We start from the raw sequence: 17,619 nt of genomic DNA, 5'->3' as shown, positions 1-17,619 counted from the left end.
TGTTTTTTGAGGGTTGTGTAGCCGGAAAGTTCGAGGTCGCGAGCAATCTCGCGCAACTCTGCGATCGTTTTGGTCTCTAGCTCAGCGATGTTCACGTTGCGTTGGGCGAATTATGTCCTTTTGGGAAAGAACACGCCCCCTCTCCTTTCTGGTTGAACCTAGATTTGATGTAAAGGCTGCTGGTGGGAACAGGTACATAACAGGCTTCCGTCTCTGAAAACCCGTGAACAGGTGGTGACCGTACGTTTGCTGTGCTGAAGTAATTTGGTTGCAGGACCCGGAAACGGATCGACGACCCGGGAGGTACTGGTCCGGGGAGTCAGCTTCACTATACCACAGGCGCAAAGCAATGTCAACTGCCCTAACCCTGGTTTTTTGCCTGCTGCAGTGCACTTCTGTCCCTCTCTACCCGCATGCCTGCTCTGTTGCCACCCTTGACCAGCCGGGGGCCGACCAGAGGCGGAAGCGCAACCAGCGAGCGGACAAGCCCGGCTGCGGGTTGGTCAATCCAATCAAGAGGAGCTGCGGATTGGACGAACCGGGGCGTGCCCGCTGGCCGGCTGGTTCGCGGGCGAGCACCTGGATAGGCGGGCGCGATAGAGCAAGAGACAGACAGGCGCGATCAACCCCCAGCGCAGAGCGCGCCTGGTGGAAGAGGGCGCTCCGGCTCACCGCCCGCGTCCGCTGTTGACCAGCCGACGAAGGACCTGCTCTGCCCGGCCGGCCCCTGCGCCGCCAGGCTACGCCTGCGGCTCCGGCTCAGCGTGCCTGGCGCCTGGCCCGGGCCTCCAGCCAACCCGATTGTTGCACCATATCATAAAACGCAAACCATTGGTTGTCAATCCAATGGTCGCAGAGGCGACGCTCTTCTTGCAAGCCGCGCCGATCCAGCTCATCGTTCACGACGTTGTGAGCATGCGGATGGCGATAGCGGCGCGGCAGAGGCGACCCAAAACCGTGGGCATAGTGAGCCAGCTCGTGGGCAATGGTGATGAGCAAGACCTGCTCTGGTACAAGCTCATGCTGGAGCAGGGCATTGATGCCGATGAAGGTGATGCCACTCTCTTCCGAGAGGCGGATCAGCCCCAGGCGGCGCTTCCAGGGCTGGCAGTAGGCGATCTGGACCTCGTTGACGCGCGGGATATCGGCAAAGTAGGTCTGCCAGATGTGATTCAGGCAAGGGGGAAGATCGCGCTCGGGCGAGATATCTCCCAGTGAGCGCGGGCGGGCGGGGGCAGGGATCTCGACCTGATCCCCAGGCACGAGAGCAGATGGCAGCATGGCCGCTGATCCTCCTCGACGATGTGATTCTGCTTGTGTGTTCAGTATAGCAGGGTACTCCCAATGGACGCCCTGCTCCCCCTGGCCCGGGGCACCCCTCAGCTTTCGTGCCCCTGCATCACGATTCCTTCTCCCCAGCAGCGCGCTTGAACGTAAGATCGTGTATTATTTCTACATAGCATACCTTCTGGCCCGAGCATCGCCAGCAGTTTTTTGGCAGAGAGCATCATTGCAGATGCGCCTCGTTATGAGGTAGCAAGCAACTTTCCAGGCACTCGCCAGGAAAGAAGGTAGGCAAGTATGCAGTATACTCCAAGGAGAAGAAGACGACTGATGCCCCGACAAGAAGGCAGCGCTTCCAGCGTGACCGCGGCGGTTGGCTTTGGAGAAAGGGGCGGGGCCAGCCGGGCGCGGAGGAATGTGCTCTTCACGCGCGGCCTGATCTGGGTAACGGCCCTGATCAGCCTTTCGCTCCTGCTCGGCTCGATTGCCCAGGCCTGGTCGAATAGCCGTTTGCTGGAGCAGGAGGCCGCCGCACGTGCCCAGTATGAGCAGACGCTGGCACGCCATGACCAGCTACAGAAGCTGGTCGACTACTACAAGGACCCTTTTGTCATTGAAAGCGAGGCCCGCCAGCGCCTGGGGTATGTGCGGCCTGGCGAGCATCGGGTGGTGATCGTCAGTCCCCCGGCGAGCCAGCCGACAGCCCGGCCTCACACAGCCCCACCCGCTTCCAGCGGCGGCTTCTGGTCCCAGTGGTGGGCGATCCTGTTCGGCAGCTAGGCCAGTGCTCTGGCTGGCGCTGGCTGCTATCACAGGTTCCCCCCTTCCTCCCTCTGCCTGCGGGCATCTGGCTGCCGAGGCTGCCCCTGCGGCCCAGGCTGCCAGATGCCACAGCCCAGTAGCATAGAAGTAATAGCGTGACACAACAGGCTTGACGTCCTGCCTATAATGGGAATAGACTATCATCAGTAACAAGCCTGCAACATTGTTAGTCTTTTGAGGTAGACAACGTGCAACGTGCTATCGCTGACGACCACGTGAGCGTCTCCTACCCGCAGTGTCCGCGCGCCTTGGCTTTTGCTCCGCGGACATTTTCTGTCTTTATGGGCCTGATGGAGATGCTTATGCTTATTAGCTGGCTCCAGCTTGTAATGCTGGAGCTTCGTGAGCATGGTGGCGCAGCGATGCGTTTCGTTGTGTAGTATCTGGCATCTCCTCTGAAGCGGAACGCATCACAAGCGTTCCGCTTCTTCTGTTTTTATAGCTCTCATTATTCACACGCGAAATCTTATGTGAAAGGCTGTAAAGACTATGCGTCCTTTGATCGGCATTCCTTGCCATCCGGCTTACCGGCATGGCTCCCAACGACCGATCTATGGCAATAACCGGTCGTATGTCCATGCCATTGAGGATGCTGGGGGCGTTCCTGTGCTTATCCCCCTTGTGCACGACCTCTCCGCGCTGGAGGCGCTGCTCGTCCGCCTCGATGGGCTTCTCCTCCCCGGTGGACAGGATATTCAGCCTCGCCGCTATGGCGAAGAAGCGCATCCGCGTCTCGGCGATACCGATCCCGCCCTTGATGAGTTTGAGCTGACGCTGGCCCATTGGGCGCTGCAGGAGGAGAAACCGATCCTGGGCATTTGTCGCGGCCTGCAGCTGCTCAACGTGGCTCTTGGGGGAACGCTGTATCAGGATCTCGAGAGCCAATATGCTGGTAGTCTCCGTCATATGAATCAAGATCTGCCCCGCAGCCAGGTGGTTCATCGTGTGCTGATTGAGCCTGGCACCTGCCTGGCAGCCATTACGGGTGAGCGTGAGTTTTGGGCCAACAGTATCCATCATCAGGCGGTCAAGGAGCCTGGCAAGGGGGTGCGCATCGCGGCGCGCGCCGAGGATGGTGTGGTGGAGGCGATCGAGGTGCCGACCAGGCGCTTTGTTCTGGCTCTGCAGTGTCATCCCGAGGAGATCTATCGCCAGGTACCTGCCTGCGCGCGCGTTTTCTCGGCCTTTATCCGGGCCTGTGGCCTCAGCGAGGCGCAGCCCCAGCCCGAGCGCGTGCTGTCGTTGCCGGTTGGGGCTGCGTGAAGGCGGGTCATCTGCCTGCAGACACCTCTCCCTGGCAACCCCTGGGACCGGCCCGCTGCTGCTCTCCGCCTTCTCTCCTGAAGAGGGTTGGGCGCATGCCAGCGGGCCGGTCTGCCTTTGAGGAACTTTCCTTCATGGCGAGGAGGTTCCCGCCAGGTCCTGCGGCCTGCCGACGTTCGACGGATGGTCCACCTCGCCTTCTCTGCGCGGCTCTGCTCGCCAGCCTGCAAGACAGCGTGTGATATACTAGGGGAGAATAGCAGTTCATAGTATCCTGTTTGGGCTGGTTGTGGCCTCTCCTCTTCCCTGTTGGAATGTCGCTGTGGTCTGGCGAGCATCCCCACGCTCGGCAGCCCTCGGCCCACACCGCTGGCGACTGGGCGGGGTGGAGCAGCGTGGCGAGCCGGGCCGTGTTGCGCCGGCCAGCCCAGTCCCGTTCAGTGGCGTGAAGACATGATGAACTCTGAGCAGCCCCGCGGTCCCGCCAGCGATCATCTGGCCGCCGCAACCGATGGTGAGGAAGCCGCTACCTCGTTGCTCGGGAGTAACCGCGAGCTGGCGATCCTCTACACCATTGCTGGTCAGCTGAACCGCAAGGTTGACGTGCGTGAGGCGCTACAGGAGGTTTTGAGCCAGGTGACCCGCCTGCTGGGACTGAAGACGGGCTGGGTCTGGCTGCTTGACGAGGAGGGCGAGCCGTTCCTGGCGGCCTCTCTCTCTTTGCCCCCGTATCTGGCCGACCATCCTGATCGCATGACCGGGCGCTGCCTCTGTCTGGATACTTTTTTGGGGGGCAATCTGGCCAGCGCGGCCAATATCAACGTGCTGCGCTGCAGCCGCCTGCGAAATGCTGAGCGCGAGGGCGATCCATCTTCTTGGGGCCTGCGCTTCCACGCCAGCGTGCCGATTCATGTTGGGGAGATGCCGTTAGGTGTGCTCAACGTGGCGAGCGAGGACTGGCGTGAGCTACACTCGTCGGAGCTGCAGTTGCTCCACATTATCGGCGATCAGATTGGTCTGGCTATTCAGCGCGCGCGTCTCTCCGCCGAGCATACGCGCGCCGCAGCCCGCCTGGCCGCCATCGAGGAGCGTAACCGGCTGGCGCGCGAGATCCATGATACGCTGGCGCAGGGCCTGGCGGCTATCGCTTTGCAGCTCGAGACCGCCGATGCTCTGCTCCTTTCACAGCCTGAACGCGCGCAGGCGGCAATTCGCCGTGCCCTGGCTCTGGCGCGCAGCAACCTCGAAGAGGCCCGACGCTCGGTGATGGATCTGCGGGCTGCCCCGCTGCAAGATCATTCCCTGCCCGACGCGCTGGCTCTCCTGGTGAAGCGCTTGCGCGCCGAGAGCGGGACCAGGCTCGAGTTTCGCTATGAGCCATCCCCCGCTCCGGGGCCGGGCCGCTTCCCTGCCCTCTCGCCTCACCATGAGGCTGGCCTCTATCGCATCGCTCAGGAGGCCCTGAACAATGCTCTCAGGCATGCGGCAGCCGAGCAGATTACTCTCACGCTGGCGGTCCGCGATAAGATGATCGTGCTCCAGGTCCAGGATGATGGGCGCGGCTTTGATCCCGAACGCGCCCGGGATTACACGCGCGAGGGCCACTTTGGCCTGGCTGGCATGAGCGAACGTGCTCGCCTGCTCGGCGCCCAAATCAGCATCGAAAGTCTGCCGGGCGCCGGCACTTCCATTAGCGTCTATTTGCCCTATCAGGGGTAAAACGAGAAAGGTCCCCTGACTATGACGATTCGCATCTTGCTCGCCGATGACCATCCAATTGTACGCGAGGGCTTGCGCGCTGTACTCGAGACGCAGCCCGATTTGAGCGTGGTGGCGGAGGCCGCCAACGGCCTGGAGACGATCGCCCAGGCGCGCGAGACTCGGCCAGATATCGTGCTGCTTGATCTTGAGATGCCTGTCCTGGACGGCGTCGAGGCTATTCGCCGCTTGCTTGAGCTGGAGCCGAAGCCACGGGTCATTGTCTTTACTGCTTTCGACAACGATGAGCGGATTCTGCATGCGGTACGGGCCGGAGCCAGCGGCTATCTGCTTAAGGGGGCGCCGCGCGAGGAGATTTTCCAGGCCATTCGCATCACGATGGAAGGAGGCTCCCTCCTGCAGCCGGTCGTGGCCTCAAAGTTGCTGCGCCAGATTGGCCAGCAGGCTGCGGGGTCTCCCGCTGCACCTGCCGCGGGCGGCGAGGGGCAGACGCCTGCCTACCCGTACGAGCCGCTGACCGAGCGCGAGCTAGAGGTCTTGCGCTTGCTGGCCCAGGGCATGCCCAACAAAGAGATTGCTGCCCGCCTCGTCATTAGCGAGCGGACGGCCAAGTTTCACGTCAGCTCGATCATGAACAAGCTGGGGGCCACCAATCGCACCGAGGCTGTGGCCCTGGCGGCCCAGCGTGGCCTGATCAGTCTGCAGGGCAATCCTTCCTGGCGCTAGCCGACCCGAGAGCGAGCCACAGCGGCCGGCCTCGATCGGCATGGCTCGCTCTCTCTTCTTTGGAGGAACCTCACGGCAACTGGTCGATATAGACGGTCTTCCACTGGGTGAAGAACTCGCGCGCCGCCTTCCCCTGTTCGCGCGAGCCGGAGGAGCTGTCTTTCATCCCACCGAAAGGTACCTGGAACTCGAGGCCCGCCGACTCCTGGTTGATCTTGACAATGCCGGCCTGAATCTCGGAGGCGAAGCGCAGCGCCAGCGAGAGATTATTAGTAAAGAGGCTGGCCGATAGCCCGAACGGAGTCGCGTTGGCCAGAGCAACGGCCTCCTCGAAAGAGGAAGCGGGCAAGAGGGCTGCCACCGGTCCGAAGATCTCTTCCTGGGCGACGCGGCTATCCTGGCCGAGATCCGTCACGATGCTGGGCCGAACGTAGTAGCCCTCGCCGCCGATGGTCGTGGTCTCGCCGCCAGCCAGGAAGCGCCCGCCTTCGTGGCGCGCTAGCTGCAAGTAGCTGCTCACCTTCTGGAGCTGGTCCTCGGAGACCAGCGGCCCGACGCGCGTGTCCGGCTCCAGGGGATCACCAAGCTTCCAGCTCTGAGCCAGGGCGACCAGACGCTCCTGAAACTCCGGCAGGATGGCCCGCTCGACAATCACGCGGCTCGTGGCCGTGCACTTCTGTCCTGCGCTCAGAAATGCCCCCCGAGCGACCTGCTCCACCGCAACGTCGAGATTAGCGTCGGCCAGCACCACCGCCGGGTTCTTGCCTCCCATCTCCAGTTGCACCTTTTTGCCGTGCTCGATGGCCTTATGCTGCAAGGCCCGTCCCACGGCGTTTGAGCCAGTGAAAGTGATGGCATCGATCTCCGGGTGCGTTACCAGGACATCGCCTACCTCGGAGCCTTTGCCCAGAACCAGGTTGAGAACGCCGGGCGGCAGGCCAGCGTCCAGCAACGCCTGGGCAAAGTGGACCGCCGTGAGGGGCACCAGCTCAGCGGGCTTCCATACAACCGTGTTGCCGTAGGCCAGAGCCGGAGCAATCTTCCAGGCCGGGATGGCAATCGGAAAGTTCCAGGGGGTAATCACGCTAACCACGCCGACCGGCTCCCGGCGAGCGTAAAGAAAAGTCAGGCGCGAGCTGCTGGGATAGGTCTCGCCATCTGGCTCCAGGGCCTGCCCCGCATAGTAGCGCAGGATAGAGACCGCGCGCCTGGTTTCCCCAACTGCCTCGGCGAGGGTCTTGCCTTCCTCACGCGTCAGATCGCGTCCCACGCTCTCAGCGCGCTGCTCCAGCAGATCGGCGGCCTTGCGCAGAATCTCGCCCCGCAGCGGCGCGGGCGTCGCCCGCCAGGCAGCGAAGGCCGAACGTGCTGCCTGTACCGCCTCAGCGGCCAGCTCCGCGCCCGCCAGTGAGGTCCGGGCCACCACCTCGCTCGGATGGGCCGGATTCAGATCGTCGCTCTGGCGCACTCCATCGCGCCAGGAGCCTCCAATGTACGAACGTAGTTCAAGCGTCATAAATAGAGCACTCCTTCCTCTGCCTCTGCTTAAGATCAGAGCTAAACTGTCTCTCTGCCCATCTATCCTTCCTATCCGTCGGTCTGCTCCTCTCCTCGCCCACCTCGGTCTGTCTGCCTGCCTGGCTGTCTGGCTGCCTGATCTGGCCTGACCTGACAGCAGAAGAAGACCAGGACTCCGCCCGCCTGGCAGACTGCTCAGCTCGCTACTCTACTGCCTCGTTCAGCAGCACTGGCCTCCCTCCACTCGCCGCTTTGAGGGCCAGCCTGCCCCGCACCACGCGATTGCGCAGAACCCCCAGGCCGTCGATTGCAATGCTGACCACATCGCCGGCCTGCAACGTAAACGGTCGCTCGGGCACCAACGCCGTGCCGCTGCAGAGAAAAACGCCGGCGGGAAACTCATCCTCGCGGAAAAGATAGGCCACCAATTCTTCTAAGCGGCGTCGCAGGTCTGCCGTCGAGCTGCGACCCTGCCAGTAGCGCTTTCCATCGCGCTCGATAGTCAGTTCAATGGTGAGGGCGTAAGGATCGGGAATCTCCCAGGCCGGAACGATCGCCGGACCGAGGGCGCAGCTGCCAGCATAGACCTTAGCCTGGGGAAGATAGAGCGGGTTCTCGCCCTCGATGCTGCGGGAGCTGACGTCATTGCCGATAGTATAGCCAACAATCTCCCCGTGGGCGTTAATGACCAGCGTCAGTTCCGGCTCCGGCACGTCCCACTGTGAATCGGCGCGTACGGCGATCGCTCCCTCGGGACCCACCACCCGCCGGGGATTGGCCTTGAAGAACAACTCGGGGCGCTCCGCGGTGTAGACGCGCGCGTAGATGTCGGGGGTGGCGCTCTCCTCGCGTCGCGCCTCCTCGGAACGCTTGTAGGTGACACCCGCCGCCCAGACCTCGCTCTCTCCGTCGATCGGGGCCAGCCAGGGCGGTCTGGCCTCCACTGGCTCGCCGCGCACGGCCACCGCGCTCAAGAGGGCGCGCAGCTCAGTGCTGCGCAGGCTCCAGAGGTCACAGAGGCGCTGCCCGGCATCGGGAAAGGCCCGCACCGCTCCCTCGTCGGCGAGCAGCCCCACGCGCTCGCGACCATCCGCGGCGCGGTAACGAACAATCTGCATGGCTGTGCTCCTTCTCCTTGCTCGTTGTGGCGATGCGGAAACTCCGAAAGAAGTGCATCTTCTAACCATATAGCCCCCACGTGCCAGACTGTCAACCTCTCTCAGTCGGCCAATCGCCTCGCCTACCCGGCGGTCGCCGCTCCCGCCGGCCCTATCCCTCTCCTGTTACTGAGCGCAGGCTTGCTCGTCATTATCAATGCATATTTATAAAGTACATTACTGTTCAGTTCACTTATAGATTGAAGAGAGAAGAGCCGCCGTCGGGCAAGGCTGGGCGTGGTTAAGGAGGGCCAGGCAGCGAAAGAGAGCGAGCCGCTTTCAGACCGCGCCATGCTTCAGTAAGTGTGCGCTGGTTGTGGAAAGGGACAGCACGTGATGGATCGGATCGGGGAACAGCTCTCATACACCATTCCGGAGCCGGAAGAGCTACAACACCTCTATCATGCACAACGAGGACTTTTCCCGCCCGAGATAGAGGGCAGACGTCTCAGGCGGGTCTTGCACCTGAGCCACAGCGACCTGGTCTGGGCGCCAACCGTTGCGCGCGCCTATCCGGCCATCAGCGTCGTCGCGCTCTTCGCCTGTAGCCAGGCGCTGGCCGCTTGTTGGCAGCGGCTTGACAGATCGCTGCTGCGGCAGCTCAGCATCGCGGAGATCGACCCTGGCGGAGCCATACCCTTCGCCGCCGACTTCTTTGATCTGGTGCATATCTTCCTCATGGGTCCACTCTGGCATCCTTCCGTCTGGCCAGCAGTATTAAGCGAGTGCAGGCGTGTGCTACGCCTGAGGGGGCAGATCAACATTGTAACCTTTCTTGCTGGCCCCTCCTCTAGCGCCTCCTATCAACGTCTCCGCGCTCTGGCTGCCGCCGCCTGGCAGGCTGCGGGCTACAGCTTTGCGGAGGCGCAGGAAGCTAGCGGTGGCCCCTACAGCGACTGCGGCCTTCATCTGGGGCGCCTTCTCAAAGAGCAGGGATTTGGGCAGGCCGGCTATCGGCTCTATGCGGTAGACCTGGGAGGGTGGAACAACCCCGGAGGCCGGGCCTGTTGTCGGCGCTTTCTGCGCGACCTGCTGCTGCAAAAAGCGCTTATCCTCGAGCGGACCGACTGCGATGAAGGAACCTTGAAAAAGCTCCTCACCGAAGCGGAGCGCGATCTCGACGCTGAGGCTTTCTGCGCCGCGGGCGCCCTCCTTTCGGTGACGGCGCGCAAGCGATAGAACGAGCATCATGAAGCAAGCATTCACGGACAAAGGCCAGCCAGGCACTCTCCAAGAGCGGCAGTCTCGGCGAGCCGGAGCCAGGCGCAAGCGGGCCTCCGTCTCGGCGACCCCTGCCGAAGTTCCTCCAGAAGTGCAGGAAGAAATCGTTCGCCATCGCTATCTGCTCCACATGCAAGGGGGGCAGCTCTTCCCCAGAGGGATTGACATCGAGGACCTTGAGCGTGTGCTCGACATCGGCTGTGGCAGCGGCGAGTGGGTCTTTACCCTGGCGAGCCGCTACCCCCAGCTCTTCATCTGCGGGGTCGACATCGATCGGCGCCTGCTGCAGCAAGCCCAGGCCCGGCGCAACCGGGCCGGTCTGCGCCAGCTTGAATTTCGCCACATGGACTTCGCCCGTCCTTTCCCGCTGGCCGAAAGCTCCTTTGACTACGTTCACATGCGAGCCTGCGCGCGCTATATCGCCGCCAGCGCCTGGCCGGCAGTTCTGGCCGAATGCCGGCGCGTGCTCCGTCCCCGCGGCTGGCTCACCCTGGTTGAGATCGAACTCTGCGATAGCAGCAGCAGAGCTTTTAGCGAGCTGCGGCAGCTCTTCAATCGCTGCTGGTACCAACTGGGCCATGCCCTCGACGAGAGCGGCCTCAGCTTCGGAGTGGCCAGCCGACTGTACGGCCTGCTCCTGGCCGCGGGCCTGAGCGAGGTCGCCTACGAGGTCCACATCGCCGACCTGGGACGGCAGTCCAGGCCAGAGGCGGCGCCGGAGGGCGAGGTCGGCGCCTCAGGAGCCGTTGAGTCAGCGGATGCCATCGCCACCCTCTTTCTCCAGCAATCTCTGAGAGAGGTGCGCCTGGCTGCCCCGCTGATCATCCAGCAGGGACTGATCAGCCCGTCCAGGCTGGCAGCCCTGCTCGAACAGGCCGAGCGGGATCTGCAGGCCCCCGACCTGTGCGGATGGGGCGTCATCATTTCGGCCTATGGCAGGCGTCCGGCACAGTGACACAGTGAATGGGCCGAGCGAACCAGCCTGGCCAGCCACGACGAAAGGGACGGGAGAGAGGACAGAGGGAGAACAGGACAACCGGCCCCTGTGGAAGAGGAACTAAGCCCCCGAGGGCAGAGCGCTAATGGTCGGACCAGCCTCATCGCTGTCATCCTCCTCCAGGAGAGGATGGCGCAAAAACCAGGCCTGGCAATCCAGTGGCGGCTCGCCTGGCTGTGCACGAAGGCGGGCATAGCTCCCATCCGGCAGCAGCTCACGCGCATTGACCGTATCGGCCAGCAACACCTCCAGCACCCGCTCGCGGATGGCCTGGCGCAAGCGGGGATCTTCGATCGGGAAAAGCGTCTCCACCCGATTATTCAAATTGCGCTGCATCATATCGGCGCTGCCCAGAAACAGCTCCTCGGCCCCGCCATTATAAAAGTAGAAGATACGGCTGTGCTCCAGAAAGCGTCCCACGATGCTGCGCACCCGAATATTCTCGCTCACCCCGGGGAGGCCGGGCCGCAGGCAACAGATCCCGCGCACAATCAGCTCCACGCGCACCCCGGCCTGAGAAGCCTCGTAGAGCTTATAAATGATCTCGGGATCGACCAGGGCATTTAACTTAAAGATCAGCAGGCCATAGCCATACTCGCGCCGCAGACGGATCTCGCGCTCGATGCGCTCGAGGATGCCGCGGCGCAGGCTGACAGGAGCCACCAGCAGCTTGCGATAAGCACTCAGGCGCGAATAGCCGGTCAGGGAATTGAAGAGATCCGAGATATCGGCCCCGATCACCGGATCGCAGGTCAGCAGACAGAAATCCTCATAGGTTCGGGCCGTCATGGCGTTATAGTTTCCCGTACTCAGGTGGACGTAGCGGCGCAGCCCATCGGGTTCACGCCGCACCACCAGCGCCACCTTAGCATGCGTCTTCAAACCGATCAGGCCATAGACCACATGCACGCCGGCCCGTTCCAGGGCCCGGGCCCACTCAATATTATTCTCCTCATCGAAGCGGGCCTTCAGCTCCACCAGGGTCGCCACCTGCTTGCCGTGTTCGACCGCCTCCAGCAAGGCGTGCACCACAGGCGAATTTGTCCCCACGCGATAGAGCGTCTGTTTAATCGCCAATACCTGGGGATCGGTAGCCGCGGCGCGGATAAAGTCCACCACCACCCCGAAGCTATCGTAAGGGCGATGGAGCAGCAAATCCTGCTCGCGGATCGCCGCGAAGAGATCGCCACAATATTTTGAAAGCAGGCGGGGAACACGAGGGGTAAACGGAGGATCCTTCAGATCGGGGCGATTCAGCGCGTGCAGCTCCATCAGATCGCCCATCCCCAGCGGGCCATCGATCACCGTCAGATCGGAGGCATCGATCTCCAGATTATCGAGCAACAGACTACGGATGCGCGGCGGCATCGCGGGGTTGACCGCCAGATCGACCACCGACCCGAAGCGGCGCTCGCGAACACTCTTCTCCACATCCTCCAACAAATCCGAAGCCTCATCCTCCTGCAGCTCAATATCGGCATCGCGCAGGACGCGGAACGGGTACGACTCCCAGACATCGATCCCGGGGAAGAGGCGGCTTAAATGAGCGGCGATCACCTGCTCGATCCAGACAAAGGCCACCGGCTGCACCCCCGAGACCGTCCGGGCATGCAGCGGCAAAGGCACCTGAATAAAACGGGGCAGACGAGGAGGAACCTTCACCCGCGCGAAACGTTCACCGTGGACGGTGTCGTTGATCACCACTGCCAGGTTCAGGCTCCGGTTCGAAATATGAGGAAAGGGATGGCCGGGGTCAACGGCCAGAGGCGTCAACACCGGAAAAATCTCGTACTCGAAATACTCCGCCAGAGCAGCGCGCTGCTCCTCATCGAGCTGCTCATAATCAAGGATATAGATATGTTGCTCTGCCAGGCGCGGCAACAGCTCCTGGCGCCAGTAGCGGCGCACCTCTTGCACGAGGGGAGCCAGGCGACGACGCACCTCGCGTAGCTGCTCCTCGGCACTCAACCCATCGGGGCTGGGCGTTGTGGCCTGAGCGGCCACCTTATCCTTCAGGCCAGCCACCCGAATCATCATGAACTCATCGAGGTTCGTATCGAAAATCGACAAAAACTTCACCCGCTCCAGCAGAGGATGGCGGCTATCCTGGGCCTCCTCAAAAACGCGACGATTGAACTCAATCCAGCTCAACTCGCGATTGATATAGAGATCGGGTCGTTCCAGGTCCATCGCGGACGAGGCGGATGAGGAATGCGGCGGCTGCTTCATGCTCTCTTCAGCTGACCTTTGCACCTTGGCCCGGCAGGCATCTCCTTAGCTTTATGATAGCATGGATTGTCCAGCGAGAGGGCACGACTGTTGCCAGACAAGCAACTCGCTCCCCTTCCCCGGGCCGACGGGTCCCCCTCTTTGGCCGGAGAGAGTGCTCACCTTGACACCGATAGCCCCCCTGATGTATCATCACTCAGGTGAGAGCGTTTCATCCCCGTACAAGACAGCAGGGGTGTAGGAGCGAGAAGCAGCACCCCTGAAGCACAACGGCTGACAGCGTGGAAACGCTGCAAGGCCAACATGGGCGGTTGCTGAAATTGGTAGACAGGACGGACTTAGGATCCGTTGGTGTAAAAACCGTGAGAGTTCGAGTCTCTCACCGCCCACCATCGCAAAGGTCCCGGAGTCACCTGCAGCGGGGGTGGCTCCTTCCATTCGTCAGCGGAGCGCCTGCTCGCCTGGCCCGGGCAAGATCGCCAGCTAGCCGCCATCAGGCTCCCCTGAGCGCCATTCCCCGCTGCTCTCCTGCTGCTTGCCCCAGCGGGCCGACCGGCCTGACGGCTGTGGGTCCTCTAATACCGTAGGCAGCGATCTCGCCAGGGGGAGAAAGGAAGCAAAGCAGGCAAGTCTGCCAGAGGCCACCCCAGGGGAGAGAGACCAGCAGCGAGCGCGCTTGCAGGAAGTGAAGGCGTGGGGAGGTAGGCGCAGGTTGCCACAGCAGGCCATCGGCCCGAGCGAGGGAGGCTGGCGGGCAGACAGACAGGCGGGAAGTAGCCCAGCCCGGAAGCACGCTGCTAATCAAGCAAGACCATACCAGGCCGCCGCACCTTGTCTTGCTGTGCCGTACCACCTTGCACGGGGCCGCTCCCTCCAAGGAGCAGGCCATACGCCAGACGGCACCTACGTACGATGATGATGCTTGTGTTGGAGGAACAGTGAAGGTCACAGTAGAGAAACTACCGACCAGCGAAGCCGTCCTAGAGGTAGATCTCACCTGGGAAGAGGTAGAGAAGGCTTCGGATAAGGCTTATCGTAAGCTGGTGCAGCAAGTCGATATTCAAGGGTTTCGTCGGGGCAAGGCTCCCCGCTCCTTGCTTGAGCGCAAATTGGGCAAGGAGTACATTTATCAGGAAGGGCTTGACGACCTGATCAGCGAGGCCTACCGCGAGGCGATTCAGGAGCACCATCTCACCCCGCTCGCGCAGCCGGAGCTGGATGCTCCCATGTTTGAGATGGGGCAGCCCTACCACTTCCGCTTGAAGGTTCCCATCCTGACCCCCGTGGAGCTGGGAGACTACCGCTCCCTGCATTTCGAGGATGAAGAAGTAATGGTCACAGCCGAAGAGGTAGAGCGCGAGCTGGAGGCTCTGCGCAACCAGCAGGCAAGCTGGCAGAAGGTCGAACGCCCAGCTCAGATCGGGGACCGCGTGACGGTGGACCTCAAGCTGACCGTTGAGGGGCGCACTATTTCCGACTATAAGGATAATCCCTTCGAGCTGACCGCGGAGCGACCTGGCCTCTTCGCCGGCATGGATGAGCAGATCGTCGGGATGCAGGCCGGCGAGAGCAAGAGCTTCACCCTGACCATCCCCTCCGACTACGGCAATGAGGAACTGGCCGGCAAGGAGGCCCACTACGAGCTGACCCTCCATCAGGTCGAGGAGAAGGTGCTGCCCGAGCTGGACGATGCCTTTGCCGCGCGCGTCGGCCAGTACGAGACCCTGGAGGACCTGCGCAAGGTCATCAGCGACGCTATCCAGGATCGTAAGGAGCGCCAGAAGCGCCAGGAGCTGCGCGATAAGGTGCTGGAGGCCGTCGTGGCCCAGTCCAAGATCGTGCTCCACCCGGTCTTGGTCAGGGAAGAGGTCGAGGACATGCTGCATGAGCTATCCCACATGCTCGAGAGACAGCGCATGTCGCTCGATCAGTACCTGCTGCTGATGCGCAAGAGTCGGGAAGAGTACATGAAAGAGCTGGAGCCGGATGCCGAGAGGCGCGTCAAGCAGCAGCTCGTCCTGGATGAGGTTGCTCGCCAGGAGGGGATCGAGGTCACGCCAGAGGAGATCGAGAGCGTTTTCCGCATGTATGCCCAGGCGGGGCAGCCGCTGCAGCGCAGCGAAGGGCAGATCCGGGCGCTGATGATCACGTTGCGGCGAGAGAAGGCCCTGTCGCGCCTGGTCGAGCTGGCGACACGTCCGGTGGAAGAAGGGCAGCAAGAGGGAGAAGTGCACGGAGAGCAGGCGCAGTCGGAGGAGGCGCCGGGTGAGGCCGCCGCGTCCTCGGCGGAGGCAACGCCGGGGCCGGAGCCGGAGGCCGGGCAGAGCGGCGAAGCAGCGCCTTCCGCTCCTGCTACAATAGTAGTAGAGGACCAGGAGGCACCTGCCGACTCCGGCGGCCAGCAGTAAGAGACTCCAGCCAAGACTCAAGCGTCGTCATTGAGGGAAAGGTAACAACGGACGTGGCAAACTCTAAGAATATTCGGACAACCTATCGCTGCTCTTTTTGCGGCAAGAGCCAGGATCAGGTCCAGCGGCTGATTGCCGGCCCGTCGGGGGTCTATATCTGCGACGAGTGCATCGACCTGTGCCGGGAGATCATCGAGGAGGAGCAGGCCACCTTTAGCAAGCCGCGTCTTCAGACGGGGAAGATCCCGACTCCGAAGAAGATCTATGAGCAACTCAGCCAGTATGTCATCGGGCAGGAGCGGGCCAAGAAGACGCTGGCGGTGGCCGTCTACAACCATTACAAGCGCATCAGCGTGGGGATGCAGATCGATGACGTAGAGCTGGGAAAGAGCAACATTCTGCTCATCGGCCCCACTGGCTGCGGCAAGACCCTGCTGGCGCAGACGCTGGCCAAGATCCTCGATGTTCCCTTCTGCATTGCCGATGCCACGGCCCTGACGGAAGCGGGCTACGTGGGTGAGGATGTGGAGAACATCCTCTTGCGCCTGATTCAGGCCGCCGACTTCGATGTAGCGCGCGCCGAGCGCGGGATCGTCTACATCGATGAGATCGACAAGATTGCCCGCAAGTCTGATAATCCCTCGATCACGCGCGACGTCTCCGGCGAAGGTGTGCAGCAGGCCCTCCTCAAGATCATCGAGGGCACGATCGCTAACGTCCCTCCCCAGGGTGGCCGAAAGCACCCCCATCAGGACTTTATCCAGATCAATACGTCCAATATTCTCTTTATCTGCGGGGGCGCCTTCGAGGGTCTGGATAAGATCGTCGAGCAGCGCCTGGGCAGCAACCGCACCATCGGCTTCAAGAAAACAGTGGCAGAGCCTGAGCAGCGGGCTCAGGAGACCGTGCTCTCTCAGGTCATCCCCGAGGATCTGCTCAAGTACGGGCTGATCCCCGAGTTCATCGGACGCCTTCCGGTGGTGGTGGCCCTCGATAACCTCGATAAGGAGGCGCTGATCCGCATCCTGACAGAGCCGAAAAACGCTATCGTCAAGCAGTATCAGAAGATCTTCCAGCTCGATCGCGTCGAGTTGGTCTTTACGCCCGACGCCCTCGAGGCCGCCGCCGAGTGTGCCCTCAAGCGAAAGACCGGTGCGCGCGGCCTGCGCAGCATCATCGAGGATGTACTGCTCGATGTGATGTACGAGATCCCTTCGCGCGCCGATGTGAAAAAGGTTATCATTAATGGCGACGTTATTGCCCAGCGGCACAAACCGCTGCTGGTGACGCGCAGTGAGCGCACCGCAGCCTATTCCGAGGATGAGTCTGCATAACGCAGACTCATCTGTTTTTCTCTTGCTCTGGCTGGCTAGCCGCTTGCCCGCCTGACTGCAAGCCGCCAGGCAGGCAGACGGAGAGACAGCCGGGCAGCATGGACGAGAGATCGGCAGAGAGGAGTCGCGGCTCCAGGCCAGGCCGCGCGCCTGTCAGGTCCAGCGCCCTCCTTGCCGTTGGTCCGCTTCCGTCTGAATGAAGAGCTGTTTGCTTCTCTCTGAGAAAGCTCTTGCAAAAATCAGCAATTATTCTGTGTATAGTTTATATAGAGAACAGAACTAATAGTCATAGTAGATAGGCGGAACTCATGAATGAGCAGCAACGCCCATCGGTAGAGCCGGAGCCAATAGAGGTTTATCCGCTGGTAGCGCTGAAGAACATGGTAGTCTTCCCGCGCACGCGCATGTCCCTGGCGATTGCGCGCGAGAAGTCGGTGCGGGCTGTAGAGGAGGCGCTGTTACGGGCTGACCGCATGTTGGTGACGGTCGCCCAGCGTTCGTCGGAGATTGAAGATCCCCAGCCTGCGGACCTCTATGGCTGTGGCGCGCTGGTTGAGATCGTGACCGTTCATCGTCAGGCCGATGGGAGCCTGCAGGTGCTGCTCAATGGCCTGCGCCGTGTGACCTGCTGGAGTTTCAGGACCTGGAGCCGTTCATGCGGGTGAGCGTGGAGGTGCCTCCTGAGCCGCAGGTGCAGGGTCCCCAGGCTGATGCTCTGGTGCGTCATGCCACTAACCTCTTCGAGCATTATGCCCAGCTCAACCGGCGCTTCTCGGTCGAAGATATCAATTCGATTGTGGCTATTAAGTCGCCGGCTCGTCTTGCCGATATGCTGGCTGCCCATGTGGTGAGCGATGTAGTCCAGCAGCAGGATCTTCTGGAGACCTTCGATCCCCTGGCGCGTTTAGAGAAGGTCTGTGTCTTTATCGCCAACGAGATCG

14 protein-coding genes, 1 tRNA gene and 1 pseudogene are annotated in these 17,619 nt (G+C 61.9%); 11 read left to right on the top strand and 5 right to left on the bottom strand.

Features of this window, described 5'->3' with window-relative positions; all coding sequences use genetic code 11:
- Together ACFMO7_RS00785 and ACFMO7_RS00780 are read right to left on the bottom strand one after the other, a co-directional pair.
- Window positions 1-95, bottom strand: a 95-nt coding sequence (locus ACFMO7_RS00785; protein WP_376793635.1) for a Rho termination factor N-terminal domain-containing protein, incomplete at its 3' end; no start/stop codon positions are given.
- A gap of 664 nt (window positions 96-759) precedes the next feature.
- Window positions 760-1,281 carry a hypothetical protein gene (locus ACFMO7_RS00780; protein ID WP_376793634.1) on the bottom strand — a complete coding sequence of 174 codons (522 nt, stop codon included), beginning with the start codon at window positions 1,279-1,281 and terminating at the stop codon, window positions 760-762.
- A gap of 333 nt (window positions 1,282-1,614) precedes the next feature.
- Between ACFMO7_RS00780 and ACFMO7_RS00775 the strand changes: the two genes are divergently transcribed.
- The 5 genes from ACFMO7_RS00775 to ACFMO7_RS00755 all read left to right on the top strand — a co-directional run bounded on the left by ACFMO7_RS00775 (window position 1,615) and on the right by ACFMO7_RS00755 (window position 5,814).
- A complete protein-coding gene (locus ACFMO7_RS00775; protein ID WP_376793633.1) occupies window positions 1,615-2,064 on the top strand; it encodes a septum formation initiator family protein in 450 nt (149 codons plus the stop codon).
- 230 nt (window positions 2,065-2,294) lie between these two features.
- Complete coding sequence (locus ACFMO7_RS00770; protein WP_376793632.1) at window positions 2,295-2,486, top strand: hypothetical protein; 192 nt, start codon at window positions 2,295-2,297, stop codon at window positions 2,484-2,486.
- A 109-nt stretch (window positions 2,487-2,595) separates the two neighbouring features.
- Window positions 2,596-3,369, top strand: a complete 774-nt coding sequence (locus tag ACFMO7_RS00765; RefSeq protein ID WP_376793631.1) for a gamma-glutamyl-gamma-aminobutyrate hydrolase family protein — start codon at window positions 2,596-2,598, stop codon at window positions 3,367-3,369.
- 453 nt (window positions 3,370-3,822) lie between these two features.
- Window positions 3,823-5,088 carry an ATP-binding protein gene (locus ACFMO7_RS00760; protein ID WP_376793630.1) on the top strand — a complete coding sequence of 422 codons (1,266 nt, stop codon included), beginning with the start codon at window positions 3,823-3,825 and terminating at the stop codon, window positions 5,086-5,088.
- 21 nt (window positions 5,089-5,109) lie between these two features.
- On the top strand, window positions 5,110-5,814 hold the full coding sequence (locus tag ACFMO7_RS00755) for a response regulator (RefSeq protein WP_376793629.1): 705 nt from the start codon (window positions 5,110-5,112) through the stop codon (window positions 5,812-5,814).
- Window positions 5,815-5,884: 70 nt separating this feature from the next.
- On the opposite strand, the gene ACFMO7_RS00750 is transcribed toward ACFMO7_RS00755, so the two are convergent.
- Together ACFMO7_RS00750 and ACFMO7_RS00745 are read right to left on the bottom strand one after the other, a co-directional pair.
- Window positions 5,885-7,330, bottom strand: coding sequence for an aldehyde dehydrogenase family protein (locus tag ACFMO7_RS00750; RefSeq protein WP_376793628.1), 1,446 nt, complete (start codon window positions 7,328-7,330; stop codon window positions 5,885-5,887).
- 205 nt (window positions 7,331-7,535) lie between these two features.
- Window positions 7,536-8,450 carry a fumarylacetoacetate hydrolase family protein gene (locus tag ACFMO7_RS00745; protein ID WP_376793627.1) on the bottom strand — a complete coding sequence of 305 codons (915 nt, stop codon included), beginning with the start codon at window positions 8,448-8,450 and terminating at the stop codon, window positions 7,536-7,538.
- A gap of 372 nt (window positions 8,451-8,822) precedes the next feature.
- Here ACFMO7_RS00745 and ACFMO7_RS00740 point away from each other — a divergent pair, with 372 nt between their 5' ends.
- Together ACFMO7_RS00740 and ACFMO7_RS00735 are read left to right on the top strand one after the other, a co-directional pair.
- Window positions 8,823-9,668, top strand: a complete 846-nt coding sequence (locus ACFMO7_RS00740) for a class I SAM-dependent methyltransferase (RefSeq protein WP_376793626.1) — start codon at window positions 8,823-8,825, stop codon at window positions 9,666-9,668.
- A 10-nt stretch (window positions 9,669-9,678) separates the two neighbouring features.
- A complete protein-coding gene (locus ACFMO7_RS00735; RefSeq protein WP_376793625.1) occupies window positions 9,679-10,665 on the top strand; it encodes a class I SAM-dependent methyltransferase in 987 nt (328 codons plus the stop codon).
- Between the two features lie 102 nt (window positions 10,666-10,767).
- On the opposite strand, the gene ppk1 is transcribed toward ACFMO7_RS00735, so the two are convergent.
- Entirely contained in the window at window positions 10,768-12,936 is a 2,169-nt protein-coding gene (gene ppk1, locus ACFMO7_RS00730; protein WP_376793624.1) for a polyphosphate kinase 1, read from the bottom strand.
- A 305-nt stretch (window positions 12,937-13,241) separates the two neighbouring features.
- Between ppk1 and ACFMO7_RS00725 the strand changes: the two genes are divergently transcribed.
- From ACFMO7_RS00725 to ACFMO7_RS00710, 4 genes and pseudogenes are all read left to right on the top strand, one after another.
- A tRNA-Leu gene (locus ACFMO7_RS00725) sits at window positions 13,242-13,328 on the top strand.
- Window positions 13,329-13,874: 546 nt separating this feature from the next.
- Window positions 13,875-15,344, top strand: coding sequence for a trigger factor (gene tig / locus ACFMO7_RS00720; RefSeq protein ID WP_376793623.1), 1,470 nt, complete (start codon window positions 13,875-13,877; stop codon window positions 15,342-15,344).
- A gap of 53 nt (window positions 15,345-15,397) precedes the next feature.
- A complete protein-coding gene (gene clpX / locus ACFMO7_RS00715; protein ID WP_376793622.1) occupies window positions 15,398-16,678 on the top strand; it encodes an ATP-dependent Clp protease ATP-binding subunit ClpX in 1,281 nt (426 codons plus the stop codon).
- 308 nt (window positions 16,679-16,986) lie between these two features.
- Window positions 16,987-17,619 (top strand): annotated as a pseudogene (locus ACFMO7_RS00710) (LON peptidase substrate-binding domain-containing protein); the annotation flags it as partial.

It is taken from the genome of Thermogemmatispora sp., from assembly GCF_042408735.1.
GTDB lineage: Bacteria > Chloroflexota > Ktedonobacteria > Ktedonobacterales > Ktedonobacteraceae > Thermogemmatispora.
Note: the sequence above shows the minus strand (reverse complement) of the source record. Positions and strands in the feature narration are given on the sequence as shown.